The 26,612-nt window shown below is 68.5% G+C and carries 24 protein-coding genes; 15 read left to right on the forward strand and 9 right to left on the reverse strand.

The genetic code is table 11. The features are described 5' to 3' along the window. Positions 1 to 2 precede the first annotated feature (2 nt). From ASE63_RS25735 to ASE63_RS25745, 3 genes are read left to right on the forward strand one after another with little or no spacing between them, the layout of a single operon-like run. The gene (locus ASE63_RS25735) at positions 3 to 992 is read left to right on the forward strand and encodes an ABC transporter ATP-binding protein (protein WP_156410625.1); all 990 of its coding nucleotides are present in this window, start codon (positions 3 to 5) and stop codon (positions 990 to 992) included. After that, complete coding sequence (locus ASE63_RS25740; protein WP_056808450.1) at positions 985 to 1,956, forward strand: oligopeptide/dipeptide ABC transporter ATP-binding protein; 972 nt, start codon at positions 985 to 987, stop codon at positions 1,954 to 1,956. The genes ASE63_RS25735 and ASE63_RS25740 overlap by 8 nt, the downstream gene beginning before the upstream one ends. A 12-nt stretch (positions 1,957 to 1,968) precedes the next feature. Beyond that, complete coding sequence (locus ASE63_RS25745) at positions 1,969 to 2,697, forward strand: aspartate/glutamate racemase family protein (RefSeq protein ID WP_156410621.1); 729 nt, start codon at positions 1,969 to 1,971, stop codon at positions 2,695 to 2,697. A gap of 12 nt (positions 2,698 to 2,709) precedes the next feature. Here the strand turns inward: ASE63_RS25745 and ASE63_RS25750 are convergent, their stop codons facing one another. Further along, positions 2,710 to 3,582, reverse strand: a complete 873-nt coding sequence (locus tag ASE63_RS25750) for a MurR/RpiR family transcriptional regulator (RefSeq protein ID WP_056808453.1) — start codon at positions 3,580 to 3,582, stop codon at positions 2,710 to 2,712. A 101-nt stretch (positions 3,583 to 3,683) separates the two neighbouring features. Here ASE63_RS25750 and ASE63_RS25755 point away from each other — a divergent pair, with 101 nt between their 5' ends. From ASE63_RS25755 to ASE63_RS25780, 6 genes are all read left to right on the forward strand, one after another. Then, complete coding sequence (locus ASE63_RS25755) at positions 3,684 to 5,294, forward strand: ABC transporter substrate-binding protein (protein WP_056808455.1); 1,611 nt, start codon at positions 3,684 to 3,686, stop codon at positions 5,292 to 5,294. An 83-nt stretch (positions 5,295 to 5,377) separates the two neighbouring features. Further along, the gene (locus ASE63_RS25760; RefSeq protein ID WP_056808457.1) at positions 5,378 to 6,355 is read left to right on the forward strand and encodes an ABC transporter permease; all 978 of its coding nucleotides are present in this window, start codon (positions 5,378 to 5,380) and stop codon (positions 6,353 to 6,355) included. Continuing rightward, positions 6,352 to 7,239: an ABC transporter permease gene (locus tag ASE63_RS25765; protein ID WP_056808459.1), complete on the forward strand. Its 888-nt coding sequence runs from the start codon at positions 6,352 to 6,354 to the stop codon at positions 7,237 to 7,239. Before ASE63_RS25760 ends, ASE63_RS25765 begins: the two co-directional genes overlap by 4 nt. After that, a complete protein-coding gene (locus tag ASE63_RS25770) occupies positions 7,236 to 8,222 on the forward strand; it encodes an ABC transporter ATP-binding protein (RefSeq protein WP_056808461.1) in 987 nt (328 codons plus the stop codon). Before ASE63_RS25765 ends, ASE63_RS25770 begins: the two co-directional genes overlap by 4 nt. Then, positions 8,219 to 9,226 (forward strand): ABC transporter ATP-binding protein, encoded by a 1,008-nt coding sequence (locus tag ASE63_RS25775; protein WP_056808463.1) that lies wholly within the window; start codon positions 8,219 to 8,221, stop codon positions 9,224 to 9,226. The genes ASE63_RS25770 and ASE63_RS25775 overlap by 4 nt, the downstream gene beginning before the upstream one ends. After that, the gene (locus tag ASE63_RS25780) at positions 9,223 to 10,122 is read left to right on the forward strand and encodes a prolyl oligopeptidase family serine peptidase (protein ID WP_056808465.1); all 900 of its coding nucleotides are present in this window, start codon (positions 9,223 to 9,225) and stop codon (positions 10,120 to 10,122) included. The genes ASE63_RS25775 and ASE63_RS25780 overlap by 4 nt, the downstream gene beginning before the upstream one ends. 239 nt (positions 10,123 to 10,361) lie before the next feature. Here the strand turns inward: ASE63_RS25780 and ASE63_RS25785 are convergent, their stop codons facing one another. Further along, the gene (locus ASE63_RS25785; RefSeq protein ID WP_056808467.1) at positions 10,362 to 11,111 is read right to left on the reverse strand and encodes an SDR family NAD(P)-dependent oxidoreductase; all 750 of its coding nucleotides are present in this window, start codon (positions 11,109 to 11,111) and stop codon (positions 10,362 to 10,364) included. A gap of 413 nt (positions 11,112 to 11,524) precedes the next feature. On the opposite strand from ASE63_RS25785, the gene ASE63_RS25790 reads away from it, so the two are divergent. Genes ASE63_RS25790 through ASE63_RS25805 form a run of 4 tightly spaced genes read left to right on the forward strand, consistent with a single transcriptional unit; the run spans position 11,525 to position 15,226 of the window. After that, the gene (locus tag ASE63_RS25790; RefSeq protein WP_244491622.1) at positions 11,525 to 12,376 is read left to right on the forward strand and encodes an ABC transporter substrate-binding protein; all 852 of its coding nucleotides are present in this window, start codon (positions 11,525 to 11,527) and stop codon (positions 12,374 to 12,376) included. Positions 12,377 to 12,420: 44 nt separating this feature from the next. After that, positions 12,421 to 13,569 carry an ABC transporter permease gene (locus tag ASE63_RS25795; protein ID WP_082610319.1) on the forward strand — a complete coding sequence of 383 codons (1,149 nt, stop codon included), beginning with the start codon at positions 12,421 to 12,423 and terminating at the stop codon, positions 13,567 to 13,569. Then, positions 13,566 to 14,504 (forward strand): ABC transporter ATP-binding protein, encoded by a 939-nt coding sequence (locus ASE63_RS25800; protein ID WP_056808472.1) that lies wholly within the window; start codon positions 13,566 to 13,568, stop codon positions 14,502 to 14,504. The genes ASE63_RS25795 and ASE63_RS25800 overlap by 4 nt, the downstream gene beginning before the upstream one ends. Next, positions 14,501 to 15,226: an ABC transporter permease gene (locus ASE63_RS25805; protein WP_244491609.1), complete on the forward strand. Its 726-nt coding sequence runs from the start codon at positions 14,501 to 14,503 to the stop codon at positions 15,224 to 15,226. Before ASE63_RS25800 ends, ASE63_RS25805 begins: the two co-directional genes overlap by 4 nt. Before the next feature lie 11 nt (positions 15,227 to 15,237). Here the strand turns inward: ASE63_RS25805 and ASE63_RS25810 are convergent, their stop codons facing one another. From ASE63_RS25810 to ASE63_RS25840, 7 genes are all read right to left on the reverse strand, one after another. Next, a complete protein-coding gene (locus ASE63_RS25810) occupies positions 15,238 to 16,053 on the reverse strand; it encodes an ABC transporter permease (protein WP_056808474.1) in 816 nt (271 codons plus the stop codon). Between the two features lie 2 nt (positions 16,054 to 16,055). After that, positions 16,056 to 16,967: an ABC transporter permease gene (locus ASE63_RS25815; RefSeq protein ID WP_244491611.1), complete on the reverse strand. Its 912-nt coding sequence runs from the start codon at positions 16,965 to 16,967 to the stop codon at positions 16,056 to 16,058. Beyond that, the gene (locus tag ASE63_RS25820) at positions 16,964 to 18,103 is read right to left on the reverse strand and encodes an ABC transporter ATP-binding protein (protein WP_056808475.1); all 1,140 of its coding nucleotides are present in this window, start codon (positions 18,101 to 18,103) and stop codon (positions 16,964 to 16,966) included. Before ASE63_RS25820 ends, ASE63_RS25815 begins: the two co-directional genes overlap by 4 nt. After that, positions 18,100 to 19,155 (reverse strand): ABC transporter substrate-binding protein, encoded by a 1,056-nt coding sequence (locus ASE63_RS25825; RefSeq protein ID WP_082610307.1) that lies wholly within the window; start codon positions 19,153 to 19,155, stop codon positions 18,100 to 18,102. Before ASE63_RS25825 ends, ASE63_RS25820 begins: the two co-directional genes overlap by 4 nt. 157 nt (positions 19,156 to 19,312) lie before the next feature. Continuing rightward, the gene (locus ASE63_RS25830; RefSeq protein ID WP_056808479.1) at positions 19,313 to 20,611 is read right to left on the reverse strand and encodes an FAD-binding oxidoreductase; all 1,299 of its coding nucleotides are present in this window, start codon (positions 20,609 to 20,611) and stop codon (positions 19,313 to 19,315) included. Positions 20,612 to 20,634: 23 nt separating this feature from the next. Then, positions 20,635 to 22,128 (reverse strand): aldehyde dehydrogenase family protein, encoded by a 1,494-nt coding sequence (locus ASE63_RS25835; protein WP_200962627.1) that lies wholly within the window; start codon positions 22,126 to 22,128, stop codon positions 20,635 to 20,637. Further along, on the reverse strand, positions 22,125 to 23,231 hold the full coding sequence (locus ASE63_RS25840) for a mandelate racemase/muconate lactonizing enzyme family protein (protein ID WP_056808481.1): 1,107 nt from the start codon (positions 23,229 to 23,231) through the stop codon (positions 22,125 to 22,127). Before ASE63_RS25840 ends, ASE63_RS25835 begins: the two co-directional genes overlap by 4 nt. Before the next feature lie 145 nt (positions 23,232 to 23,376). Between ASE63_RS25840 and ASE63_RS25845 the strand changes: the two genes are divergently transcribed. Continuing rightward, the gene (locus ASE63_RS25845; protein WP_082610308.1) at positions 23,377 to 24,918 is read left to right on the forward strand and encodes a PLP-dependent aminotransferase family protein; all 1,542 of its coding nucleotides are present in this window, start codon (positions 23,377 to 23,379) and stop codon (positions 24,916 to 24,918) included. A gap of 56 nt (positions 24,919 to 24,974) precedes the next feature. Further along, entirely contained in the window at positions 24,975 to 26,585 is a 1,611-nt protein-coding gene (locus tag ASE63_RS25850; protein WP_056808483.1) for a GMC family oxidoreductase N-terminal domain-containing protein, read from the forward strand. Positions 26,586 to 26,612: the final 27 nt, after the last annotated feature.

A 26,612-nucleotide genomic window follows, 5' to 3' on the forward strand; every position in this document is an offset into this window, starting at 1 on the left:
GCATGAGCGCGACGACGCCGGCCCCCCTGCTCTCCGTCCGCGACCTGCGCATCGTCTTCGACGGTCGCCATGGCCCGTTGACCGCGCTCGACGGCGTCTCCTTCGACATCGCGCCGGGCGAGATCCTCGGCGTGGTCGGCGAGTCGGGCGCCGGCAAGTCGCTGACCGGAACCGCCGTGATCGGCCTGCTCGACCCGCCTGGGCGAATCTCAGGCGGCAGCATCCATCTCGACGGCCAGCGCATCGACAATTTGCCGGCGGAGGCGATGCGGCGGCTGCGCGGAAGGCGGATCGGCGCGATCTTCCAGGACCCGCTGACCTCGCTCCACCCGCTCCTGACCGTCGGCGAGCAGCTGGTCGAGACCATCACGACCCATCTGCCGGTCGGCAAGGCGGAGGCGCGGGCGCGGGCGCTGCAACTGCTCAAGGAAGTCGGCATCCCCGCGGCCGAAACCCGGATCGACCAGCATCCGCACCAGTTCTCCGGCGGCATGCGCCAGCGCGTCGTCATCGCGCTCGCACTTTGCGCGGAGCCCGGCCTGATCATCGCCGACGAGCCGACGACCGCGCTCGACGTCTCGATCCAGGCCCAGATCACGAGCCTGCTGAAGCGGCTCTGCCGCGAGCACGGCACGGCGATCATGCTCGTCACCCACGATATGGGCGTGATCGCCGAGACGGCCGACCGGGTCGCCGTGATGTATGCCGGAAACGTGGTCGAGATCGGCCCGGTCGAGGAGGTCACGCGCCGTCCCTCCCACCCCTACACGGCCGGGCTGATGGCCTCGATCCCGAGCATCCACGCCCGCCACGACCTGCTCAACCAGATCGACGGCGCGATGCCGCGCCTCAATGCGATCCCGCCGGGCTGCGCCTTCAACCCGCGCTGCGGCCGGGCGCAGCCCTTCTGCCGCGACGTGAAGCCCGGCCTGCCGGGCCATCCGCATGCCGCCGCCTGCCATTTCCCGCTGACGGAGCCGGCCCATGCATGAGCCGAGCCCCATCCTCACCGTTTCCGCCGCGTCCTGCCGCTTCGACGTCTCGCCGCCGGCCCTGACCCGGCTGCTCTCGCGCGAGCCGCGCCGCATCCTGCGCGCGGTCGAGAACGTCTCCTTCACCGTCGAGCGCGGCACCACCTTCAGCATCGTCGGCGAATCCGGCTGCGGGAAGTCGACGCTCGCGCGCATGGTCGTCGGCCTGCAGCGGCCGACCGAGGGCGCGCTCCACTTCCACGACATCCGCCGTGCCGATGGCAGCTTCGGACCGCCGCGGGTGCAGATGATCTTCCAGGACCCCTACGCCTCGCTGAACCCGCGCTGGCGCGTCGGCGACGTCATCGCCGAGCCGATCCGCGAGCTGAAGCTGCGCCCGGACGAGGCGGCGGTAACCCGGCGCGTCGGCGACCTCCTCGAGACCGTCGGCCTGTCGCGGGCCGATGCCGAGCGCTACCCGCACGCCTTCTCCGGCGGGCAGCGCCAGCGCATCTCGATTGCGCGTGCGCTCGCGACCGAAGCCGATTTCCTGGTCTGCGACGAGCCGACCTCGGCGCTCGACGTCTCGGTGCAGGCGCAGATCCTCAACCTGATGGTCAGGCTGCAGAAGGAACTCGGGCTGACCTATCTCTTCATCAGCCACAATCTTTCGGTCGTGCGCCACATGTCGGACCGGCTGGCGATCATGTATCTCGGCCGCTTCGTCGAGAGCGGCGAGGCAGAGGCGATCTTCAGCCGCCCGAGCCATCCCTATACGAGGCTGCTGCTCGACACGATTCCCGATGTCGAGCGACCCAACCGGGAGCGCAGGCCGATGTCGGGCGAGGTCCCGAGCCCGATCGCGCCGCCTTCTGGCTGCGCCTTCCATCCGCGCTGCCCGATCGCCGTGCCGGATTGTTCGGTGACCGCCCCCCTTCTCCGATCGCTCGACGACCGCCTGATCGCCTGCCATCGCGCCTCCTGAGCCCGAATTCCCATGCGTATCGCCTTGATCAATCCCAACACGACCGCGTCGATGACGCGCAAGATGGCATCGGCCGCCGTTGCGGTCGCAGCGCCTTCGAGCGAAATCGTCGCGATCACCGCCGCGACGGGGCCTGCCTCGATCGAGGGCTACTACGACGAGGCGCTGGCGGTGCCCGGCCTGCTCGCGGAGCTTCGCAAGAGCGAGGCGGCCGGTGCGGACGCCGCAATCATCGGCTGCTTCGACGATACCGGCCTGGACGCGGCGCGGGCGATGGCCGGCATTCCGGTTCTGGGACTGTGCGAATCGGCGCTCTCGCTCGCCAGCCTCGTCGCCAAGCGGATCACGATCGTTACCACCGATCTGCGGGCGCGCGTGCCGGTCGAGGAACTGGTCGGGCGCTACGGCATGGCCGGCAAGGTCCGGGTGCGGGCGACGGGCAGCCCGGTGCTCGCGCTGGAGGACCCGCGCTCGCCGGCCGTGTCCCGCCTCAAGGCGGAGATTGCGCTCGCGCTGGAGGCCGACCATGCCGAGGCGATCGTTCTCGGCTGCGCGGGGATGGCGGACCTCGCCCAGTCGCTGCTGCAGGAATTCGGCGTGCCGGTGATCGACGGGGTCGGGGCGGCGGTCAAGCAGGCCGAAGCGCTGGTCACCTTGCGCCTCACGACGAGCAAGCGCGGCGCCTATTCCTTTCCCGCGCCGAAGGCCTTCCGCGGATATCCGGCCGGCCAGCACGGGTGATGCGCAGGGCCCTCAGTGCTGGAAGGTCCAGAGCAGGCTGCGGCTGAGATCTTTCAGCGCCTCGACCGCGTCGGGCCGCTCCCGGGCCACCGCCGTGATCAGCGCGTCCGCGAGGGCGAAGATCGCGCCGGGAGAATTCGGCAGCAGCGGATTTCGCGCCGGTGCGAACAGGGAAAGATCGGCGACAGGCACCAGCGGCGAGGTCGGGAGATCGGTGAGGCAAAGCACCCTGGCCCCCTTCTCCCGGCTGTAAGCGGCCAGTTGCACCGTGGTGCGCGAGTAGCGCGGCACCGAAATCGCGATGACGAGATCGCCAGCAGCCGCGGAGTTCAGGTGGCGGTAGGCGCGCTCCGGTCCGCCGCGTGCCGTGGCGAAGACGACATCGGCCTCGCAATACAGGGCCAGGCCATCTTCGATGAAGCTCGCGATCGGATGACTTGCGCCCGATGCGACGATGAAGATCCTGCGCGCCGCCAGGATGGCCGCGATGGCATCCTCCACGGTCGCGGTGTCGAGCGCGGAAATCGCTTCGTCCAGATTGGCGCGCTGCGTCTTGAGCGCGGCAACGAAGGTCGAGACGGTGGAGGCGGTCGCGGCCCGCGCGTCGGCGAATTCATCGACCGGCCGCATCGCCAGCTGCAATGCGGCGGCGAGCGCCGCCCGGAATTCGCTGAACGAGGCGAAGCCGAGCACGCGCACGAAGCGGGTCACCGTAGCATTCGAAGCCTCGCTCTTGTCGGCGAGCCCGTCTATCGAAACGGTCGCAGCTTCGAGCGGGTGCTGCAGCACGAAATCCGCAATGCGCCGATGCCCATTGCTGAGCGTGGGGTAGGCCCTGGCGATCCGGTTGGCGAGATCTGTGCTCGGCTTCAGAGCCTGGACCATGTCGCCTGCCACATCGATTGACGAGAAGAAATTTTCATGATGGATATTTGACGAAAGTAAAGCTGTCAAAATCTGCCAGCGACTCAGAAGGGGATTCCATAATGCGCATCTATCGCCTTGGCGCGCTGCTCGCCGGCGCTTGCTTGTGGGCCATGCCGGCCACTTCGCAAACCCTTCGCGTCGCGCTCGCTTCCGAGCCCACGGCCGTCGACCCGCATTATCATGACCTGACCCCCAATAATGCGCTGGCTCAGCACATCTTCGACGGGCTGACGACGCAGGACGAGCAGCAGAAGGTCAAGCCGGCGCTCGCCCTCTCCTGGGAGAACGACGGCAAGAACACCTGGACGTTCAAGCTGCGCCAGGGCGTGACCTTCTCGAACGGCAAGCCGTTCACGGCCGCCGACGCGATCTTCACCTTCTGCCGCACCCTGAAGAACGAGACCAAGATCACCGGCTCCTTCGCCGACGTGACCGGTAATTTCGCCTCCGTCACCGCGCCCGATCCGCATACGCTGGTGATCCAGACCAAGCAGCCCGAGCCGCTGCTGCCCACGCTGGTCGGCACCGTCGGCATCATCAGTTCATCGACTGCCAAGCACGACGCGCTCAGCTTCGATGTCGAGAAGAATTGCGGCGTCACCGGCGAATGGCCGACGCTGACGACCTTCAACGACGGCAGCGCCGCCATCGGCACCGGCCCCTACAAGCTGAAGAGCTATGTCCGCGGCTCCGCGATCGAGCTCGATCGCAACGACACGTATTGGGGCGGCAAGCAGCCCTGGGCCGTGGTTCGCTTCGTGCCCGTCACCAATGCCGGGCCGCGTCTCGCCGGGCTGATCGCCGGTGATTACGACGTGATCGAGAACCCGGCAGCGCGCGATCTCGGCCGCATCAACACCGACAAGCGCTTCTCGACCGTCATCACGCCCTCGACCCGGGTGATCTACTTCCAGCTCGACGTGGCGCGCGAGCCGAGCCCCTTCGTCAAGGCGGAGGGCGACAAGAACCCGCTCAAGGACGTCCGCGTCCGCCGGGCGATGTCGATGGCGATCGATCGCGACGCCATCGTCAAGCGCCTGATGGATAACGCGGCGCAGCCGGCCTACCAGTTCCTGCCGACCGGCATGTTCGGCACGCTACCGAATCCGCCGGTGATCAAGTACGATCCGGCGGGCGCGAAGAAGCTGCTGGCCGAGGCCGGCTATCCCAACGGCTTCCAGCTGACCCTGTCCTCGACCAATGACCGCTACATCAATGACGGCCAGATCACCCAGGCTGTCGCGCAGTACCTCGCGCAGGTCGGCATCAAGGCCGATGTCGACGCGATGACCCGCGCGATCTATTTCCCGCGCCGCGCCAAGAAGGAATTCAGCGTCGCGCTCGGCGGCTGGGGCTCCACCAGCGGCGAGGCGGCGTCCTTCCTGCGGCAGTGGCCGGCGACGGCCGACGAGGCCAAGACGATCGGCGGCTCGAACTATGGCGGCTGGCAGGATGCCGAGTTCGACAAGCTGATCCGCGAGGCCATCCAGACCCTCGACGACGCCAAGCGCGAGGAACTGCTGCGCAAGGCCGGGGCCCGGGCCCTGGAAGGCGCGGCGTTCATCCCGCTGCATTTCGAGAGCACGATCTGGGCCTCGAAGGCCGACATCAAGGTCACCGGCCGAGCCGACCAGTTCACGCTCGCCATGTCGATGCAGCCGGCCAAGTAAGCCGGCCAGCCGATCACATCACGCAATCGCCCCGTCACGACCGGATGACCCGGCCGTGACGGGTATCAGCCTTTCGGGCTTTCATGACCGCGTTCATCCTCCAGCGACTGATCCAGAGCATCTTCGTGCTGCTCGCGGTCTCGGTCGTCGTGTTCTTCGCCGTCTACGGCATCGGCGATCCGATCGAGCTGCTCGTGCCGCCGCAGGTCAGCGATGCCGAGCGGCAGGCGCTGATCCGCCGGCTCGGCCTCGATCTGCCGGTCTGGCAGCAATATCTCACCTTCATGGGCAATGCGCTGAAGGGCGATCTCGGCCGCTCCTTCGTGCATGGCGTGCCGGCGATCTCGTTGATCCTGGCGCGGCTGCCGGCGACGGTCGAGCTGGTCCTGCTGGCGATGGGGCTTGCCATCGTCGTCGGCGTGCCGCTCGGCCTCTATGCCGGGCTCGACCCCGACAGCCGCCCGGCGCGGGTGATCATGGCCGGAACGGTGCTCGGCTTTTCGCTGCCGAGCTTCTGGAAGGGCATGATGCTGATCCTGCTGTTCTCGGTGGTGCTCGGCATGCTGCCGACGGCCGGGCGCGGCGAGACCGTCAGTATCCTCGGGGTGCAGACCAGCCTGTTCACCGCCAATGGGCTGAAGCACCTGATCCTGCCGGCGCTGAACCTCTCGATTCCCAACATGGCGCTGCTCATCCGGGTCGTCGCCGCCGGGGCCAACGAGGCGATGGGGCAGGACTACGTCAAATACGCCCGCGCCAAGGGCGTGCGGCCACGCCGCATCGTCGGCCGGCACGTCCTGCGCAACATCCTGATCCCGGTCGTCACCGTGATCGGCATCGAATTCGGCAGCCTCGTCGCCTTCTCGACAATCACCGAGACGGTGTTCGCCTGGCCGGGCATGGGCAAGCTGCTGATCGACTCGATCTACCAGCTCGATCGCCCCGTCGTGGTCGCCTATGTCATGCTGGCGACGCTGCTCTTCGTCACGGTCAACCTCCTGGTCGACATCCTCTACGCCGCCCTCGACCCGCGCGTGAAGCTCTCGGGAGGCAGCGCATGAGCATCCCCTCCGAAGCCGCGACGCCGCTGCGCGCCCTGGTCCTGAAGCGCATCCGCAGCCGGCCGACACTGCGAGGCGCCGCCATCCTGCTCGGCATCCTCGTCGCGCTGGCCGTGCTGGCTCCCTTCATCGCCCCACAGAACCCGCACGACCTCGCCGCGCTCAACGTAATGGACAACCGGCTGCCGCCGGGCGCTGAAAGCATGATGGGCGCGACCTACTGGCTCGGCACCGACGCACAGGGCCGCGACATGCTGAGCGCCATCCTCTACGGCCTGCGCACCAGCCTGATGGTCGGCCTGCTGGCGACGCTGGGCGCGCTGGTGATCGGCGTCATGGCGGGGCTCGTCGCGGCCCAGTTCGGCGGCGCCGTCGACGCCATCATCATGCGGATCGTCGATTTCATGCTCGGCTTTCCCTCGATCCTGGTCGCGCTGGTGCTGCTGGCCTCGATCGGGCGCGGCGTCGACAAGGTGATCCTGGCGATCGTGCTGGTTCAGTGGGCGCAGTACGCCCGATTGATGCGTGCGGCCGCCATGGTCGAGCGGCGCAAGGAATATATCGAGGCTGCTGTGAATTTTGGCCTGCCGACCCGCCACATCATGCTGATGCATCTGCTGCCGAACGCGATCGGCTCGGTGCTGGTCGTCGCCTCGATCAGCATCGCCGGAGCGATCACGCTCGAAGCCACCCTGTCCTTCCTCGGCGTCGGCGTGCCGATCACGCAGCCCTCGCTCGGCCTGCTGATCGCCAACGGCTTCGAGTTCCTGCTCTCGGGCGAATACTGGATCGCGGTCTTCCCCGGCATCGCCCTGGTCCTGCTGATCATGTCCCTGAATCTCGTCGGCGACAGGCTGCGCCGCAGCCTGAACGTGCGCTCATGAGCGACCAGAGCCTGCTCGAGGTGCGCGGCCTGCGCACCGTCTTCCACGCGCTCGATGGCGCCTGGGCCGCGATCGACGGCGTCGATCTCACCGTGGAGCGCGGCGAGGTGCTGGGGCTGGTCGGCGAATCCGGCTCCGGCAAGTCGGTGACCGGCTTCTCGCTGGTGCAGCTGATCGATCCGCCCGGCGAGGTCGTCGCCGGCAGCGTCATGTTCAAGGGCGAGGACCTGCGCAAAGCGACGCCGGAACGGCTGCGCGCGCTCCGCGGCGACCGCATCGCGATGATCTTCCAGGATCCGCTGATGACGCTGAACCCGGTGCTCACCATCGGCGAGCAGATGGCGGAGGCGGTGCTGGAGCATCGCAAGGTCGCGCGCGCCGAGGCGCTGGCCCTGGCCGCGCGGGCGCTCGGCCGCGTCGGCATCTCCTCGCCCGAGACGCGGCTGAAGCAGTATCCGCACGAATTCTCCGGCGGCATGCGCCAGCGCGTCGCCATCGCGATCGCGCTCCTGAACGAGCCCGACCTGATCATCGCCGACGAGCCGACCACCGCGCTCGACGTCACCATCCAGAGCCAGATCCTCTACGAGGTGCAGAAGCTGGCGCGCGAGACCGGCACGGCGGTGATCTGGATCACCCATGACCTCGCCGTCGTCGCCCAGCTCGCCGACCGGATCGCGGTGATGTATGCCGGCCGCGTCGTCGAGACCGGGCCGATCGACCTGGTCCTCGACAATCCCCGCCACCCGTATACGCGCGGCCTGCTCGGTTCCTCGGCGGCGATGGTCGAGCCCGGCGGGCGCCTGCGCCAGATCGAGGGCATGGCGCCGCGCATCGACAGTCGCCCGAGCGGCTGCCCGTTCCGGCCGCGCTGCGACCATGCGCTTGCGATCTGCGCCGAGATCAATCCGCCGCCGGTCGCTGAAGGGCCGCGACACTATCGCTGCCACAACCCGGTCACTGCGCTGGAAACCGTCGCATGAGCACGCCCCTCTTCGAGCTGCGCGGCGTGCGCAAGCATTTCAAGGGCAAGAGCAACATCGCCCAGACTCTGCTCGCGGCCGTCGGCCAGGGCGAGAAGCCGAAGACGCTGAAGGCCGTCGACGGCGTCGATCTCTCGGTGATGAAGGGCGAGGTGCTCGGCCTCGTCGGCGAGTCCGGCTGCGGAAAGTCGACGCTCGCTCGGATCGCCACCGGCATCATCGAGCCGACCGAAGGCGAGGCGATCTATGACGGCCGCCCGGTCTCCAAGCTGCGGGGCAAGGACAAGCTCGCCTTCCTGCTGAAGGTCCAGATGATCTTCCAGGACCCGCATGCCTCGCTGAACCCGCGCATGAAGGTCGCCCGCATCGTCAGCGAGGCGCTGGCCGTCCACAAGCTCGTACCGAAGGACCGGATCGACGCCGAGGTCGACCGGGCTCTCAGCGAGGTCGGCCTCGATCTCGCCTATCGCGACCGCTACCCGCACCAGTTCTCGGGCGGCCAGCGCCAGCGCATCGGCATCGCCCGCGCGCTGGCGGTGAAGCCCGAATTCCTCGTCTGCGACGAGCCGGTCTCGGCGCTCGACGTCTCGATCCAGGCGCAGGTCATCAACCTGTTCATGGATATCCGCGAGCGGCTCGGGCTGACCTATCTCTTCGTTAGCCACGACCTGGGCCTGGTGCGCCATATCAGCGACCGCGTCGCGATCATGTATCTCGGCCGTATCGTCGAGATCGGGCCGGCGAGAGACGTCTTCGAGGCGCCGGCGCATCCCTACAGCGCGGCCCTGGTCAAGGCGATCCCCTCGGCCCAGGGCCGCAAGCGCGCCTTCGAGCGCGTCAGCGGCGAGATCCCATCGCCGCTCGCGCCGCCTCCGGGCTGCCCCTTCCACCTGCGCTGCCCCCAGGCGATGCCGGTCTGCCGCGAGGTCCGCCCCGCGCTGGCCGAGATCGCGCCCGGCCGCAGCGCCGCCTGCCATCTGCACAGCTTCGAAGGCTCTCCATGATCGTTGCGACCAAAGCGCCCGTGACCACCGAGCTCGTCCTGCCGCGCGGCCGCGGCTGCGTGCCCTTCGTCGACGCACGGCATCCCGACCGGCCGTTCGAGATCAATTTCTACCGCCCCGAGCGGCACGGGCCGGACGACGAAGTCGTGCTCGTCCAGCACGGCATGATGCGCAACGGCGACGATTACCGCGATTTCTGGATCGAGGCGGCCGAGAAGCACAACCTGCTGATCGTCGCACCGACCTTCGGCTCCGAACATTTCAACGGCGCCGAGGGCTACAATAACGGGCTCGTGCTGACGGCCGACCGCGCGGTGGCGCCGCAGGCGGACTGGCTCTATGCCGTGCCGGAGCGCGTTGTCGCGGCGCTGCGCAAGGGCGGCATGACCAACCGCACGCGCGTGAAAATCTACGGCCACTCCGCCGGCGGCCAGTTCCTGCACCGCCTGCTGGCGACGCAGAGCCATGAGCCGTTCGAGGCCGCGATGGCCGGAAATCCCGGCTGGTACACGCTGCCGACGCTGGATCGTCCGTTTCCGGAGGGCCTCGGCGGGCTTGGCCTTGCGCAGAACGATGTTGCTCGCTGGCTCGCCTATCCGATGACGATCCTGGCCGGCGACCAGGATATCGCCACCGCCGATCCGAACCTGCCGTCCAATCCCGAAGCGCTGGCCCAGGGACCGCATCGCTTCGCGCGTTCGCAGTTCATGCTCGACTTCGCCCGCGCCGAGGCCGCCCGGCTCGGGCTGCCCTGCAACTGGACGCGCATCGTCGTGCCCGGCGTCGGCCATGACGGCGCGGCGATGTCGCGTGCGACCGCAGGACTTTGGTTCGAGGGCCGCCTGCCGGCGCCCGAGGTTCTGCTGCCGGCGGTCGCACAGGAGCCGAACTGGTAAACCTGCGCACCGGTGACGAGCGAGCCGGGGCTGCCTGAAACGGCCAGCAGATCAGGCGCCCGGGGACCGCTGCCGGCAAAAGCCCGGCTCGCCGGAAAGGCGACGTGATCGAGATCGACCACGTCTCGTTCAATGGCTGAACCCGCAAAGCGCTCCCTGCGCCATCGGCCGTCCGCCCGTCATGGCGTCGCGTCGGGCTCGATCGGGCAGGGCTGCGCCTCCTTCAACGACGGGCCCTATCAGGGACCGACGAGTTGCCCGCCGTCGACCACGATGGACTGGCCGGTGACCCAGCTCGCCTTCTCCGACGCGAGGAAGAGCGCGACTTCGGCGACTTCCTCAGGCTTGCCCATGCGGCCGAAGGGGATGCTCGCCAGCGTCGCCTGGTAAAGCTCGGGGTTGGAGGTCTTGCGATCCTCCCAGGTGCCGCCGGGGAACTCGATCGAGCCGGGCGCGACGCAGTTCACCCGGATGCCCTGCCGTGACAGCATCTTCGCCTGGCTCGCAGTGTAGTGCATCACCGCGGCCTTGACCGCGCCGTAAGGCGCCGCCCGCGACGAGGCCCGCAGCGCCGAGATCGACGAGACATTCACGATCGACGAGCCCGGCTTCATATGCGGGATCGCGGCATGACTGCCGCGGACGACGGCCATCACGTCGATGTTGAGCGAGGCCGCCCACCCCTCTTCGTCATCCGAATGACCGAAGCCGGAGGCGTTGTTGACGAGAACGTCCAGCCCGCCGAGAGCCTTCACCGCCTCGGGCATATAGGCGCTGATCGCATCCGCGTCGGCGAGATCGACGCTGGCCGCATGGGCCTTGACCCCATGTGCCTCGATCTCAAGGCGGGTGGCTTCGAGCGGCCCCTTCCCGCGTGCGCAGATCGACACGGCTGCGCCGCCCGCCGCGAAGCTGAGAGCGATCGAGCGCCCGATGCCGCGGCTGCCGCCCATGACGACCACCCGCTTGCCAGTGAATTCCTTCGCCATCTGAACAGTTCCTGTCTCGTTGCGTGCCGGCACCTTTATAGCCGGGGGCAAGGGCTTGGGCTCAAGACCAGCGACGATGGCACACAGGATTTTGCGACGATCCGAGGAAGGCTTCCCGGACAGCAGCCGCAGCGCTCGTCTGCTCAGCGCGCCCAGCCGCCGGAGGCGGAGATTCTGCGCGCGTTTGGGCAGCCGGTTTACGCCAAGCCCGACGATGGCCTAGCCTCGAACCCGGTCCGCAGGACCGTCGCCTCGCGCATCGCGTGAACCTCTCGCGGCGTGAGAACGTTGCAATAGCGCAGAGCTAGCGGGCTATGCTTTCCGACACGTTGGCAAGGACGGGAGGGCCGATCATGAAGAAGCTCATCAGAGTTGGCCTGGTCTTGTGCGGCCTGCTGGGGGCCGCCCCGGCGATGGCCCAGACCGCGGTCAAGGTCGGCTCGAAGATCGACACCGAAGGCGCACTTCTCGGCTCGATGATCGCGCTGGTGCTGCAGGCGAACGCCATCCCGGTGGAGGACAAGATCTCGCTCGGGCCGACCAAGATCGTCCGGACCGCGATCCTCGCGGGCGAGATCGACATCTATCCCGAATATACCGGCAACGCCGCGTTCTTCTTCAGCCAGGAAAAAGACCCTGCCTGGAAATCTGCCGAGGCCGCCTATGAGAAGGCGAAGACCCTGGACGAGGCCAACAAGCTCGTCTGGCTGCAGCCGGCGCCCGCCAACAACACCTGGGCCATCGCGGTCCGGCGCGACCTCGCGACGGCGCAGAAGCTCACATCGCTCGACGATTTCGGCAAATGGGTTTCGGGCGGCGGCAAGGTCAAGCTCGCGGGCTCCGCCGAGTTCGTCGAAAGTGCTGCCGCCCTGCCCGCCTTCCAGGCCGCCTATGGCTTCAAGCTGACGAGCGACCAGTTGCTCGTGCTCTCCGGCGGCGATACGGCGGCCACCGAACAGGCTGCTGCTTCCGGCACCTCGGGCGTCAATGCCGCGATGGCCTATGGCACTGACGGGCAGCTCGCCGCGCTCGGCCTGGTCGTGCTCGCCGACAGCAAGGGGGTGCAGCCTGTCTACCAACCCGCTCCGGTGGTGCGGAAGGAGGTCCTGGACCGACATCCACGCATCGCCGAACTGCTTGCCCCGGTCTTCAAGTCGCTGACGCTGGAGACGCTGCAGGGTCTGAACGCCAAGATCGCCGTCGATGGCCAGAGCGCCAGGGCCGTCGCCACCGCCTATCTCAAGGAGAAGGGTTTGCTGAAATAGGCGCCGCCCGAAGCACGGGGCAGACTGGCGGCGCGGTGGCGCGCGTGCAGAATTGGGTGCTGCCGGCCTTGACTGCGATTGCGGTTGCGGCCGCTTGCGGGCTCGGCTTCCTGTCGCATGCGCCGAACCGGATCGTTCCCGGCCGGCCGCTTCCGCTCCACGCCGTCGCGGGCACCGCGATGCTCTGGGTGCTCGCAATCCTCGCCGCCGGCCTTCTTGTGCTGGCCTTTCGCCGGCCCGGCCAGAGAACGACGCTCCTGACCGGATCGGCCCTCCTCGCAGCACTGATCCTGATCCTGGCCGCCGCCGGCACCGGCGCGGCCGCACTGGCAAATCCCGAAGTTCCCGCGGCCCGGACCTCGCTCGGGCCCGCATTCTGGCTGATCCTTGCCGCTCTTGCGCTGGCCTTCATCGACCTGGCGCAGCAAGCCGGGCTCTCGACCCGCGCGCGACTGCTGCTCGCCATCGCCATCCTCGCGCCGGTCGTCGGCATGGCCGCGCTGGGCTGGTTCGATGCGCTCTCGCTGGCTCGCGAATACCGGGCGCGCTCGGATGTCTTCGCGGCGGCCTTGCGACAGCATGTCTTCCTGGTCGCGAGCACCGCTCTCGTCGCCGTGTCGCTGGGGGTGCCGCTTGGCATCCGGGCTACGCGGCGGCCCCGCTTCCGGCGGCGCCTCTTCGCCGTGCTCAACATCGTCCAGACGGTGCCCTCGATTGCCCTGTTCGGCCTGATGATCGGCCCCCTCTCCTCGCTGGCCGAGGCCGTACCCGGGCTCAAGGCGGTCGGTGTGTCGGGCATCGGCACCACACCGGCGCTAATCGCACTGATCTGCTACGCGCTGCTGCCGCTGGTCCGGAACACGGTTACGGGGCTCGATGCGGTGCCGGCCGCGACCATCGATGCAGCGCAGGGCCTCGGCATGCGCCGAAACCAGATCCTGCTGCAGGTCTCGCTGCCGCTGGCGCTGCCGGTGATCCTCGCCGGTCTCAGGATCGTCATCGTCCAGACCATCGGGCTCGCGGTCGTCGCGGCGCTGATCGGTGCCGGCGGGCTCGGCGCCTTCGTCTTCCAGGGGCTAGGCCAGAACGCGCTCGATCTCGTCCTGCTCGGCGTCATCCCGACGATCCTGCTCGCGCTGGCGACCGATGCAGCCTTCTCGGCCCTGGCCGCCAATGGGGAGCCGAAGCGATGATCACGCTGGACGGCGTCAGCAAGCTCTATGGCGGCCGACGGGTCGTCGACCGGCTCGACCTCACGATCGCGGAAGGCTCGTTCAACGTGATCGTCGGGCCGTCCGGCTGCGGCAAGTCGACGACGCTGCGGATGATGAATGCGCTGATCCCGGCCGATGAAGGCAGGATCACGGTCAATGGCCGCGACCTGCGCGACAGCGACCCGGCGATCCTGCGGCGCGGCATCGGCTATGTCATCCAGGCCGGCGGACTGTTTCCGCATTGGAGCGTCTTCGACAACATCGCCACCGTGCCGCGGCTGCTCGGCTGGCCGAAGCACAAGGTGGCGGAGCGGGTCGCGGCCCTGCTTGCGCTGGTCGGACTGCAAGGCGACGGGCTGGCGCAACGCCGGCCGAGCGCGTTGTCCGGCGGGCAGCAGCAGCGCGTCGGCGTGGCAAGGGCGCTGGCGGCGGACCCGCCGATCCTGCTCATGGACGAGCCGTTCGGTGCGCTCGACCCGGTAACGCGGCGCGGGCTGCAGGACGAGCTCAAGGCGATCCACCGGGCGACGGGCAAGACGATCGTCTTCGTCACCCATGACATCGAGGAGGCGCTGAAGGTAGGCGAGCGCATCATCATGCTGGAGGACGGCCGGATCGTGCAGGACGGCACGCCGGCGCAGATCGTCCACCACCCGGCCGATCGACGCGTCCGCGACTTCATCGGCGGCGAGGAGGCCATCCTTAAGTTGCTGGCCGGCACCACCGTCGCGCAGGTTATGCAGCCTCCCGCGCCGGTGGCTGCCGCCGCAAGCATCGCGCCCGACGCGACGCTCTCGGCCGCCCTCGCCCATATGGTGGCAAGCGGCCATACGGCGCTCGATGTCCGCGACGACGACGGGCGCATTCTCGGCCGGATCGGCCTGGAAGACCTCGCCCCGGAGCGCCGGCCATGACGCTGCGCGCGCTTCGCCCGGTCCTCGTCATGGCCACCCTGCTGGCCGCGCTGCTCCTGCTGCTGCCCTTCAGCACGCCGCTCTTCCATGCCGTCTTTCCGGGGCTCGAGCGACCGCTCTACACACGGGCGAGCTTCCTCGACCTCACGCTCGCGCATCTCCAGCTCGTGCTCGGCGCGACAGGCGCCGCGGCCCTCGTCGGCGTCAGCGCCGGCATCCTGGTGACGCGCGAAGCGGGCAAGCGCCTGCTGCCGCTGGTCTCGGCGACCGCCGCGATCGGCCAGACCTTTCCGCCCGTCGCCGTGCTCGCGCTGACGGTGCCCGTGCTCGGCTACGGCTCAGGCGCCACGCTGGTCGCGCTGTTCGTCTACGCCCTGCTGCCGATCATCGCCAACACCGTCGCGGGGCTTGAAGGCGTCGAGGTCAGCGTCCGCGACGCGGCGGACGGGATGGGCTTCACGCCGCTGCGGCGCCTGCTGCAGGTCGAGCTGCCGCTGGCGGCGCCGGTGATCCTGGCCGGAATACGCACTTCCGCCATCATCAATGTCGGCACCGCGACGGTGGGCTCGACGGTTGGCGCCCTCTCGCTCGGCTCCCCGATTATCGAGGGGCTGTCGGGCTCGAACACGGCCTATGTCGTGCAGGGCGCGATGCTCGTCGCGGTGCTCGCCCTGCTGATCGACCGGCTGTTCGCACTGGTGTCGGAAGGCGAACCTGCCTGAGCCGAAAGCGGCTAACTCTCCTGTTTGCCGACGAACTGGGAGATGCCCAGCAGCAGCGATGTGATCACGATCATGATCGTCGAGATCGCGGCGATGGTCGGATCGATCTGGTCGCGCAGGGCCATAAACATCATGCGGGTCAGCGTCGAGTTGTCGCCGCCCGAGACGAACAGCGCGATCACCACCTCGTCGAAGGAGGTCAGGAAGGAGAGAACGGCCGAGGTGACGATGGCAAAGCGGATCTGCGGCGCCGTCACCTGCAGGAAGGCCTGCAGGCGCGTGGCGCCGAGGCTGCGGGCGACGCGCTCCTGATCGAGATCGAAGCTCTTCAGCGCCGAGCCGACGATCATCATCACGATCGGAACCGCCAGCATCGTATGCGCCAGCACGATGCCGAGGAGCGAGTTCACCATCTTGAGCTGCACGAAGGCATAGAACAGCGCGATACCGGCGAGGATGACCGGGACGATGGTTGGCGTCAGCAGGGCCAGGATCGCGACGCCGGAGAAGCGCAGCCGCGAGACATGCAGGCCATAGGCCGCGAGCACGCCGAGCGGCGTCGCCAGCAGCGCGGTCAGGAAGCCTGCCTTGAACGAGGTCGCCGTCGCCCTCATCCAGCTCGGCGACGCGAAATAGGCCTCGTACCAGCGCAGCGACCATTCCCGCGGGGGGAACTCCAGATACTGCGAATGCGAGAAGGACATCGGGATCACGATCAGCGTCGGCACGACGAGGAAGGCGAGCACCAGCACGCCGAGCGCGTAGAGCCACAACCGGGAACGGTGGCTGATCTGCGTGTCGCTGGCGGGGCGGTCGAGCCAGCTCATGGTCAATGCCCCGCCCCGAACAGGCCGGCACCGCGCGACAGCTTCGCCGCCAGGACGAGCACGACCAGCGTGATCACCAGCAGCACCACGCCGAGCGCGCTCGCAGCGCCCCAGTTGAAGAACAGCTCGATGTCGTTGGCGATGCGGTTCGAGACCATCGTCACCTTGCCGCCGCCGAGCATGGCCGGGGTCACGTAGAAGCCGAGGCAGAGAACGAAGACCAGCGACGCGCCGGCCGCCAATCCAGGCAGCGACAGCGGGAAGAACACCGTCCAGAAGCCGTGGACAGGCGTCGAGCCGAGGCTGGCGGCGGCACGCAGGAGATTGCCGTCGATGGCACGCATCGTGCCGTAGAGCGGCAGGACCAGGAAGGGCAGCATGATGTGGACCATGCCGATCAGCGTCCCGCCGGCATTGTGCACGAGCTGCAGCGGCTCGCTCCACAGGCCGAGTTCGATACCCCAATTGTTGATCAGCCCTCGGCGCTGCAGCAGCACGAGCCAGGCATAGGTGCGCACCAGAAGCGACGTCCAGAACGGCAGCAGCACCGCGATCATGCAGAGATTGGCCGCCCGGCGCGGCAGCTGCGACAGGAAATAGGCCAGCGGATAACCGAGCAGGATGCAGATCGCCGTGGTCGCCAGGCTGATTTCGAAGGTCGTGCGAAAGGTTCGGCCATAAGACGGCTCGGCCAGCATGCGCCGGTAATGTTCGAGGCTGAGCGCGCCGCTGTCGTCGCGGAAGGACAGGCCGAACAGCCAGCCTATCGGCAGCAGCATCGCGACGATGACGAGCAGCAGCGCCGGCGCCGCGAGGCCGGCAAGGCCGAGGCGCTCGAGCCAGGCGTCGCGCCGCAGAGCAGCGGCATGGAAATCGCCGGCGGGACCGACAATGGCCGTAGGACTGACCGTCACGGCCTTGCTCCGGGCTCATCGGCGAGCAGAACGGTATCCTCGACCGGGATGCCGATCCGCACGGCCGCTCCGATCGCCGGCGCTCTCGCGGCGGCTCCGCCCGTAGCCAGCCGCAGCGCGACCGGGCTGCCATCGCCCAGGACTGTCTGCAGCAACAGCGTGTCGCCTTGATAGATCACGCCGGTCACCCGGGCGTCGAAGCAGTTCAGGTCCTCCCCCTCGCCCGCATCGAGCAAGCGCATCCGCTCGGGCCGCAGCGCCATCGTGCACCGCCCGTGTGAAACGGGAAGCTGGCGCGCGCGGATGGTCGCGCCGCCGGCACGGGCGACGCCGCCCGAGACATCCACGTCGAGGAAGGAGGATTCGCCGATGAACTCGGCGACGAAGCGGCTACCGGGCTCGTCATAGATCGCGCGGGGCGTGTCGACGCGCGCGATCCGCCCGCGATCGAGGATCGCGATGCGGTCCGACATGGTCAGCGCCTCGCGCTGGTCATGCGTGACATAGACGGTGGTGGTGCCGAGGCGCTCATGGAGCTGGCGCAGCTCGATCTGCATGCGTTCGCGCAGCTGCTTGTCCAGCGCCGAGAGCGGCTCGTCCATCAGGATGATGCGCGGCTCGAAGACGATGGCGCGGGCCAGCGCGACGCGCTGGCGCTGGCCGCCGGAGAGCTGGTCGATCCGCCGTCCGCCGAAGCCGCCGAGCTGGACCAGCTCCAGCGCCGCCTCGACGCGCCGGGCGATCTCGGCGACCGGCACGCGGCGCAGCCGCAGCGGAAAGCCGACATTGCGCGCCACGTCCATATGCGGGAACAGCGCGTAGTTCTGGAAGACCATGCCGATCTCGCGCTTGTGCGGCGCGAGCCGGACGACCTCTCGCTCGCCGAAGCGAATGCTGCCCTTGTCGGGTCGCAGGAAGCCGGCGATCGCCATCAGCAGCGTCGTCTTGCCCGATCCCGAAGGGCCGAGCAGCGTCAAGAACTCGCCGGGCCGGACATCGAGGTCGATCGCGTCGAGCACCGGCACCGCGCCGTAGGCCTTGCTCAGCTGCCGGACCGCGATCGGCAGCGCCGTCGTCGATCCTGCCGCTGCAACAGTCGCAGGCTGCGGCCGCTCCTGATCGCCGGACCGCCTCATTCGGTCAGCATGTTCTGGTAGGCTGCCGAGGCCTGGGCCTCGAATTTGATGTACCAGTCCAGGTCGATCGGCAGCTGCTTGGCGGCATTGTCGGGATAGGACGGCAGCGTCTTGGCATAGGCCGCGTCGATCGCGCCGCCTTCATAGGCCTTCTTGTTGGTCGGGCCGTAGGTGATGTATTTCGTGAATTCGGCCTGGTATTGCGGCTTGCTGATCTCGGCGAGGAACTTCATCGCCAGATCCTTGTTCGGCGCGCCCTTGGGGATCGCGAAGCAATCATAGTCGGCGAGCCCCTGGTTGAAGGTATAGGCGACCTTGGCGCCGTCCTTGGCGGCCACGTCGAAGCGGCCGTTCCAGCCGGTGATCATGTCGACTTCGCCGTCCTTCATGAGCTGGGCGTGTTGCGCCCCGGAACTCCACCAGACCGCGATATGCGGCTTCAGCTCGCCGATCTTCTTGATCGCGCGCTCGATGCCGCCCGGCTGGGAGAGGACCTCGTAGACCTTGTCGGCCGGGACGCCGTCGGCCATCAGCGCCGGCTCCAGCGCGCCCGCGACGCCCTTTCGATAGGAGCGCTTGCCAGGAAACTTCTTCACGTCCCAGAAATCGGCCCAGCTCTGCGGGCCGTTCTGGCCATAGGTCTTGGTGTTCCAGGCCAGCACGGTCGAAAAGACGTCGCCGCCGACGCAATAATCCTGCGCCGTGCCGGGCAGGAAGTCCGCCGTGTCGATGACCTTGTAGTCGAGCTTTTCGAGAATGCCCTCCGCACCCGCCCGCGCCGCGCTGCCGGAGCCGCTGGCGACGACGTCCCAGGTCACGGCACCGGCCTTCACCTTCAGGCGCAGGTCCGCGATGCTGCTGTAGGTCTCTTCCTTGATCTTGATGCCCAGAGCCTTGGCGGCGGGCGCGAACAAGGCCTTGCTCTGCCCGTCCTGATAGGCCCCGCCGAACGACACCACGGTCAATTCCTGCGCCAGTGCAGGCGCTGCGCTCGACAGGCCCATGGCAAGGGCAAGGACGGTTCTCGACGGTACGATCGGCTGGCGCAGCATGTCAGTTCTCCTGATCTGGACGGTGTTCTTCCCCGGTGGCGTCAGCGCGGAGGACCGGACGACCGGCCTTCGCACTCCTCCCCGCCTGCAGAATTTGTCGGAATTGGTCTGGCGATAAGGTCCACTCTGAGAATTCCGGGTGACCAATCGGACGCGCTCAGCGTGCCAGGCGATCGCGCCAGCGGTAGTAGAAGACCGACGGAGCGAGGAACCAGGGATTGCCGCTGTAGAAGGGGCGCGTCTGGAAGAGCAGCTGGTCGAAGGCCGTCGCGCCCTCGGCGAGGCCGAGCACCTGCTGGCCGAGCCGCATGCCGAGATAGCTCGCCATGCCGACGCCCGAGCCGCAATAGCCCATGGCGTAGTGCATCCCCTCATGGCGGCCGATATGCATCAGCTCGTCGAAGGTATAGGCGACGAAGCCGCACCAGGAATGGCTGATCTTCGCCCCGGCGAGCTCCGGGAAGATCCTGCGCAGAGCGGCGTGGAGATCGGGCCCGCTCCGGCGCGGATCGGTCTCGCTCAGCGAAACCCGGCCGCCGAACACGATGCGGCGCCGGTCGGGCGAGGCGCGGTAATAATAGACGACCTTGCGGGTATCGCTGACGATGCGGTTGCGCGGGATCAGCCGGTCGACCAGCGCGGGGTCGAGTTCCTCCGTCGCGATCACATAGCTGCCGATCGGAATCACGCGGCGGCGCAGCCAATTGGTCAGCGGACCGGTGTAGCCGTTCGAGGCGATGACGACGTCCCGCGTCCGGATGGTGCCGCGCGGCGTCTGGACCAGGAACTCATTGCCGATCCGGTCGATCCCCTGCGCCGGACAAAACGGGATGATCTCGGCGCCGGCCGCGAACACGCGCGACAGCAGGCCCTGATGATAGCGTGCCGGGTCGATGGACGCGTGGCTCTCATAAACCACGCCGCCGTGATAGAGGTCGGAGCCGACCTCGCTGCGCTGCTCCGCCCGTGGCACGACATGGCAGGCGACCTCGAGCCCCTTTGGCTGGTCGTCGACGCTGCGCGCGAGTTCCTCGTACTTGCCCGGAGAGTGCGCGGCGTGGAAACGGCCGACCACCCCGAAATCGCAATCGATGCCCTCCTCGCGGACGAAATCGCCGATCCAGCGGAGCGAGTTCCGCCCCTCCTGCTGGATCGCGAAGGCGCGCTCCTTGCCATGGCGCCGGGACAGTTCGGCGAAGCTCGGCTTCACACTGGTGGAGATCTGGCCGCCATTGCGGGTGCTGCAGCCGAAGCCCGCCGCCTCGGCATCGAGCACGACGGTATGGCGGCCGCCCCTCGCCGTCCGGAGCGCGGCGTGAAGGCCGGTGTAGCCGGAGCCGACGACCACGACATCGGCCTGCTTCGGCGGTTCGGAGAGCGGCAGCTCGGGCCGCGGCACTCCGTCCCACCAATAGGGCGCAGCCTTGAAATCGCTGGCGAACAGCGCGCTCGACATCTTTGCGTCTTCCCCCCGGCGACTCAAATCCGCGCCACCACACTCTTGAGCTTGCAGTAGCTGCGCAAGCCCGCCATGCCCTGGGCACGGCCGAAACCGGATTTGCGATTGCCGCCGAAGGGCATGGCGACGCCTCCGGCGAAAAATTCGTTGATGTAGACCTGGCCCGCATCGACCGCACGGGCGAAACGCCAGGCCCGGGCGTGGTCGCGCGTATAGATGCCGGCGACGAGCGCGTAGCGGGTCGCATTCGCCGCCGCGACCGCCGCCTCGAAATCGGGGACGAGCTGGACCGTGAGCACCGGACCGAAGATTTCCTCCTGGACCAGCGGATCATCCGCTCCGCGCGCCAGCGCGATGGTCGGCCGATAGAACCAGCCGCCGCCGCAGGTTTCGGGCGGCACGATCGCTCCGCCGGTCAGGATGCGGTTGCCGGCCGCGCGCGCCCTGTCGACATGGGCCGCCACGCGCGCCAGCTGCGCCGGCGCGTTGATCGGCCCGATTCCGGCATTGCTCAGGCCATGCCCCGGCTGCAGTGCCTGCGCCCGCGTAACCAGCCGGTCGAGCACGCGATCGGCGATCGCCTCCTCGACGATCAGCCGCGAGCCGGCCGAGCAGATCTGGCCGGCATTCTCGAAGATCGCCTCCATCACGCCGTCGACCGCCGCGTCGAGATCGCAATCGGCCAGCAGGACCACCGGCGACTTGCCGCCGAGCTCCAGCACCAGCCGGGTGACGTGCTCGGCCGCTGCGCGCATCACGCGCTGCCCCGTCGCGACCGATCCGGTGAAGGTGATGTGATCGATGCCGGGATGGGCGACCAGCGCCGGCCCCGCATCGGAGCCGGTGCCGGCGACGACGTTGAGGACGCCTTCGGGCAGGCCGGCCTCGTGCAGGAGTTCCGCCAGCATCAGCGTCGTGAAGGGCGTCTGCTCGGCCGGCTTCACGACCAGCGTGCAGCCTGCCGCGAGCGCAGGCGCGATCCCGCGCGCCGCGGTCGACAGCGGATAGTTCCAGGGCACGATCTGGGCTGCGACGCCGACCGGTTCCTCGATGGTGAGGCCGATATGGTCGGGGCCGAGCGGCATGCTGTCGCCATGGAGCTTATCGGCGGCTCCGGCATAATAGGAGAAGGCCCGCACCACCCCGGCGACGTCACCTTCCGCTTCCGCGAGCCGCTTGCCTGAATCCAGGGTCTCGACCACCGCGAAGCGTGCCGCCCGCTCCGAGATCAACCGGCTGACACGCAGCAGGATTTCGCCGCGCGCCGCCGGGCCGAGGCGGGCCCATGGGCCTGACAAGGCGGCGCGGGCGGCCGCAACGGCGCGCTCGACATCCTCGGCATCGCCGGCTGCGACGGATGCGAAGGCCTGGCCCCTGCCCGGATCGAAGCTCTCCATCTCCCGCCCGGAGGCCGAGGCGACGAAGCGCCCGGCGATGAAATGGCCGCGCGGCAGGCCTGCGAGCCTCCCCGTCCGAAGGGCCTCATCGACGAGTTGCGCACGTTCCACGATCACGCGCCCAACTCGGTGACGTGATAGGCGGCCCGCTCCAGCCAGGATGGTTCGATCTCGACGCCCCAGCCCGGCCCGTCGGGAATGGCGACCATGCCGTCGCGCGCTACGGGCGGGTTTCGCAGCAGCCCCTGCTCCCAAGGATAATAGTCGGCCCCCTCGATCGAGAACTCGACATAGGGCCCGGCGTTGGCCAGCGCGCCCATGAGATGCAGGGTGAAGACCGTGACGAGCGACTGGTTCGCCGAATGCGGCGTCACCGGCAGGCCGGCTTCGGCCGCCCAGCGGGCCACCGTCAGCATTCGCCCGACGCCGCCGATATAGCAGATGTCGGGCTGGACCACGTCGACCACGCGCCCCTCGATCATGGCGCGCCAGACCGCGAGGTCGCAATCCTGCTCGCCGCCGGTGACGTCGAGATCAAGCGCCTCGCGCACTTCCCGCGTCCAGGCATGCTCCCAATAGGGACAAGGCTCCTCGAAATGGACGATCCCGTGGTCCTGCAGCAGCTTGCCGACCGCGATGGCCTTCGCAGGGGAGTAGCCGCTGTTGGCATCGACGAGAAGCGTCGCGTCAGCTCCGAGTGCCCGCCTGATCTGCGGCACGATGGCCTCGGTTCGGCCCGGCCATTCGTCGAGGTCGCGGCCGCATTCGCGCCCGACCCGGAACTTGAAGGCGCGATAGCCATGGACATCGCGCAGGCGCAGGAAGCGCTCGGCTTCCGCTTCCGGCGTGATCTCGCCGCGCTTCATGCTGGAGGCATAGACCGGAAAGGGACGCGGCGTGCCGCCGAGCAACTCGCAGACGCTTCTGCGCTCGATCCGGCCGCGCAGATCCCACAAGGCCGTGTCGAGCCCGGTCAGGGCGCGGCAGAGATAGGAGCCCGGGAATTTGTGCTCGCGTTCGCAGATCGTCGCTACGAGACCATCGACGGCGAAGGCATCTTCGCCCATCGCCCAGCGCGCCACCTGGCGGTGGAACACGGTCGCCGTGATGTCGGCATTGTAGGGGGAGAATTGCCCCCAACCCTGGCTGCCGTCCTCGCCCGTCGCGCGGACGAAACCGACATCCTGGGTCGAGAAGCTTTCGAGCCGGGTGATCTTCATGCTGCCGCTGCCAGATCCGCAACCGCCGCCCGGCGGGACTGCGGGATGGCGTCGGGTGCAGGAGGGGCTTGAATTGGTCTGATCCCAAGGTCCACTCTGTCGAAAATTGCAGTCCACTCGGGAAGCGGGTGGAACGGGGGCGCGCATGGTCAAACGCGAGGAGGGAGCTCTGCTCCAGTCGATCGTGCTCGATCGCGAGGGGACGCATGGGCTCAGCGTGCAGATCTGCGCGGGACTGCGCGAACTCATTCTCGGCGGGACCCTCAAGGTCGGCGAGCGCCTGCCGGCGACGCGGACGCTGGCGCAGGAATTCGGCGTCGCCCGCACGACCATCGTCGAGAGCTTCGAGCGGCTGGCGGCGGAAGGGCTGATCGAGACCCGCATCGGCTCCGGCACCTTCGTCAGCCGGGCTCTGGCGAACGAGCGGCCGGCGCCGGCCGCCGCCGCGATCGCCGCCCCGACCGCGCGGGTGAAGCTGGCGCAGGCGATGAACACCGCCTCGAAGCTGTTCGGAACGCGCCTGCCCCACCAGCCCCGCGCCTTCACCACGGCGATGCCGGCCTTCGACGCCTTCCCGATGGCGCAATGGGCGAAGCTCTCGGGGCGGCATTGGCGCAAGGCGAGGCATCAGGTACTCGGCTATCCCGACCCGCATGGCGAGCGCGTCCTGCGGCAGGCCATCGCCGCGCATCTGCGGCTCAACCGCGGCATCGCCTGCGAATGGCAGCAGATCTTCGTGGTCGCCGGCGCCCAGCAGGCCTTTCAGCTGATCGCCGCGACGCTGCTCGACCCCGGCGACAAGGTCTGGTTCGAGGATCCCGGTGCGATCGGCGCGCGCAACAGCCTGATCCAGTCCGGCGCCGATCTGGTGCCCGTACCGGTCGACGAATCCGGCCTCGTCGTCGAGGAGGGCCTGCGCCGCGCGCCCGATTTCAGGCTGGCCTTCACGACGCCCGCGCATCAGCAGCCGCTCGGCGCCAAGATGAGCCTGGAGCGCCGCCTCGCCCTGCTCGAAGCGGCCGAGGCCAACGGCGCCTGGATCATCGAGGACGACTGGGACGGCGAGTTCTGCTTCCAGGGCGCGCCGATGGCGACGCTGACCAGCATCGATCGCAGCGGGCGCGTCATCTATGTCGGGACCTTCTCGAAGACGCTGTTCCCGTCCCTGCGCCTCGGCTTCCTCGTCGCCCCGCCGCATCTCGTCGAACAGATCGGCATCTGCCTCGACGCCTTCTCGCCCGGCGTGCCGACAGCACTGCAGGGCATCGTCGCAGACTTCATCGTCGAAGGGCATTTTGCGACCCATGTGCGCCGCATGCGCAAGCTCTATCAGGAGCGCTACCAGACGCTGCTCGACGCGGCGCAGGAGCATCTGGCGCCCGATCTGCAGGTGGTCCCTACCCAGACGGGCATGCACACCGTCGCCTTCCCGCGCGCGGGGCTGGCCGCCTGCGCGATCGCCCAGGCGGCGGCCAAGCGAGGCGTGACAGTCGCGCCGATCAGCCGCTTTTGCCTCGAACCGCCCGCGCGGGACGGCCTCGTCCTCGGCTTCAGCGGCTTCTCGCCGGCCGAGATCCAGGCGGGGGTGATCGGGCTGCGCCGGAGCATCGATGACCTCGGCGCCAGTGGCGAATGGACTGGCGTTTCAGCGGGAACGGCCCTTAGCGGCAAGCCCAATTCTTCCTAGAGACGCAAGAGAGGCAGGCCCATGACGGGCCGCCGACCATCGGCAGGACCGGCATCTTGACGGAATGGGACGTGATCATCATCGGCGCAGGCTCGGCCGGCTGCGTGCTGGCCGGACGCCTGGCGGAGGCCGGCAAGGGCTCGACCCTGGTGATCGAGGCCGGGCCGCGCGATCTCAGCCCCTGGGTCCACCTGCCGATCGGTTACGGCAAGACCTTCTATCACCCGCGGCTGAACTGGATGTACCGCACGACGGCCCAGCCCGGGCTGGACGGGCGGGAAATCTACCAGCCGCGCGGCAAGGTCGTCGGCGGTTCGAGCGCGATCAACGCCATGGTCTATGCCCGCGGACAGGCCGAGGACTATGCGGAATGGGAGCGGCTCGGCAATCCCGGCTGGGGCTGGGCCGAGGTGCTGGCGGCTTACCGGCGCATGGAAGACCACGCGCTCGGCGCCTCCGCCTGGCATGGCGCCGGCGGCCCGCTCCATGTCGAGGACATCGCAGCGCAGGCCCATCCGCTCACCGCGCTTTTCGTCAAAGCCGCCGCCGAGGCCGGTCTCGTGTTCAACCCGGACCTGAACGGCGAAAGCTGCGAAGGCGCCGGCTTCTACCAGATCACCACGCGCGGCGGCCGGCGGGAATCGGCGGCGCGGGCCTTCCTGCATCCGGCAAGGCGGCAGGGCCGCCTCAAGCTCGAAACCGACATGCTGGTCACGCGCATCCTGTTCGAGGGGCGACGCGCGATCGGCATCGAGGCCCGGCGCGGCGGTGAGGCCGTGCGCTATCGTGCGAAGGGCGAGATCGTGCTCGCAGGCGGCGCCTTCAACACACCGCAGCTTCTGCAGCTCTCCGGCATCGGCCCGGCCGCCTTGCTGGCGCGGCACGCCATCGCACCGGTGCATGACCTGCCGGCGGTCGGGCGCCATCTGCAGGACCATCTCTGCTACGACCATGTCTACCGCTCGCGGCTGCCGAGCCTGAACGACGCGCTGCTGTCCTGGCCCGGCCGGATCGGCATGGCGGCCAACTACCTGCTGCTGCGGCGCGGGCCGCTGTCCCTCAGCGTCAACCAGGGCGGCGGCTTCTTCCGCACGAGGCCGGAGCTCGATCGCCCGGACATGCAGCTCTACTTCTCGCCGCTGAGCTATGAGCGCGCGGTGCCGGGCGTGCGCGCCCTGATGAAGCCCGATCGCTTCCCCGGCTTCAGCCTGAGCGTCTCACCCTGCCGGCCGCGCAGCCGGGGCCATGTCGCGATCCGCTCGCCCGATCCGCTTGCCACACCGGAAATCGCGCCGAATTATCTCGCCGATCCGGACGATTTGCGCGACCTTCTCGCCGGCGCGCGCTTCCTGCGCCATCTGGCGGCGACCCCGACCTTCGCCTCCCTGATCGAGGACGAGATCCGCCCGGGGCCGGCGGCCATCAACGAGAAAGCGCATATCGAGGCCATTCGCCGAAACGCCTATTCGGTCTTCCACCCCTGCGGCACCGCGCGGATGGGGCCGGATCCGCGCGACGCGGTCGTCGATGCCCGGCTGCGGGTGCACGGGATCGAAGGCCTTCGCATCGCCGATGCCTCGATCTTTCCGACGATCCCGTCAGGGAACATCAACGCACCGGCCATGATGGTCGGCCAGCGCGCCGCCGAACTGTTGCTGTCGACATGAAACCCGCCCGGCCGGCCCCGTGCCATT

It is taken from the genome of Allobosea sp. Root381 (assembly GCF_001429395.1).
Classification (GTDB): Bacteria; Pseudomonadota; Alphaproteobacteria; order Rhizobiales; family Beijerinckiaceae; genus Allobosea.

Coding starts and splice junctions, on each gene's coding strand:
- ASE63_RS25735 (WP_156410625.1), top strand. CDS start 3: ATGAGCGCGACGACGCCGGCCCCCCTGCTCTCCGTCCGCGACCTGCGC.
- ASE63_RS25740 (WP_056808450.1), top strand. CDS start 985: ATGCATGAGCCGAGCCCCATCCTCACCGTTTCCGCCGCGTCCTGCCGC.
- ASE63_RS25745 (WP_156410621.1), top strand. CDS start 1,969: ATGCGTATCGCCTTGATCAATCCCAACACGACCGCGTCGATGACGCGC.
- ASE63_RS25750 (WP_056808453.1), bottom strand. CDS start 3,582: ATGGTCCAGGCTCTGAAGCCGAGCACAGATCTCGCCAACCGGATCGCC.
- ASE63_RS25755 (WP_056808455.1), top strand. CDS start 3,684: ATGCGCATCTATCGCCTTGGCGCGCTGCTCGCCGGCGCTTGCTTGTGG.
- ASE63_RS25760 (WP_056808457.1), top strand. CDS start 5,378: ATGACCGCGTTCATCCTCCAGCGACTGATCCAGAGCATCTTCGTGCTG.
- ASE63_RS25765 (WP_056808459.1), top strand. CDS start 6,352: ATGAGCATCCCCTCCGAAGCCGCGACGCCGCTGCGCGCCCTGGTCCTG.
- ASE63_RS25770 (WP_056808461.1), top strand. CDS start 7,236: ATGAGCGACCAGAGCCTGCTCGAGGTGCGCGGCCTGCGCACCGTCTTC.
- ASE63_RS25775 (WP_056808463.1), top strand. CDS start 8,219: ATGAGCACGCCCCTCTTCGAGCTGCGCGGCGTGCGCAAGCATTTCAAG.
- ASE63_RS25780 (WP_056808465.1), top strand. CDS start 9,223: ATGATCGTTGCGACCAAAGCGCCCGTGACCACCGAGCTCGTCCTGCCG.
- ASE63_RS25785 (WP_056808467.1), bottom strand. CDS start 11,111: ATGGCGAAGGAATTCACTGGCAAGCGGGTGGTCGTCATGGGCGGCAGC.
- ASE63_RS25790 (WP_244491622.1), top strand. CDS start 11,525: ATGGCCCAGACCGCGGTCAAGGTCGGCTCGAAGATCGACACCGAAGGC.
- ASE63_RS25800 (WP_056808472.1), top strand. CDS start 13,566: ATGATCACGCTGGACGGCGTCAGCAAGCTCTATGGCGGCCGACGGGTC.
- ASE63_RS25805 (WP_244491609.1), top strand. CDS start 14,501: ATGACGCTGCGCGCGCTTCGCCCGGTCCTCGTCATGGCCACCCTGCTG.
- ASE63_RS25810 (WP_056808474.1), bottom strand. CDS start 16,053: ATGAGCTGGCTCGACCGCCCCGCCAGCGACACGCAGATCAGCCACCGT.
- ASE63_RS25820 (WP_056808475.1), bottom strand. CDS start 18,103: ATGAGGCGGTCCGGCGATCAGGAGCGGCCGCAGCCTGCGACTGTTGCA.
- ASE63_RS25825 (WP_082610307.1), bottom strand. CDS start 19,155: ATGCTGCGCCAGCCGATCGTACCGTCGAGAACCGTCCTTGCCCTTGCC.
- ASE63_RS25830 (WP_056808479.1), bottom strand. CDS start 20,611: ATGTCGAGCGCGCTGTTCGCCAGCGATTTCAAGGCTGCGCCCTATTGG.
- ASE63_RS25840 (WP_056808481.1), bottom strand. CDS start 23,231: ATGAAGATCACCCGGCTCGAAAGCTTCTCGACCCAGGATGTCGGTTTC.
- ASE63_RS25845 (WP_082610308.1), top strand. CDS start 23,377: ATGGTCAAACGCGAGGAGGGAGCTCTGCTCCAGTCGATCGTGCTCGAT.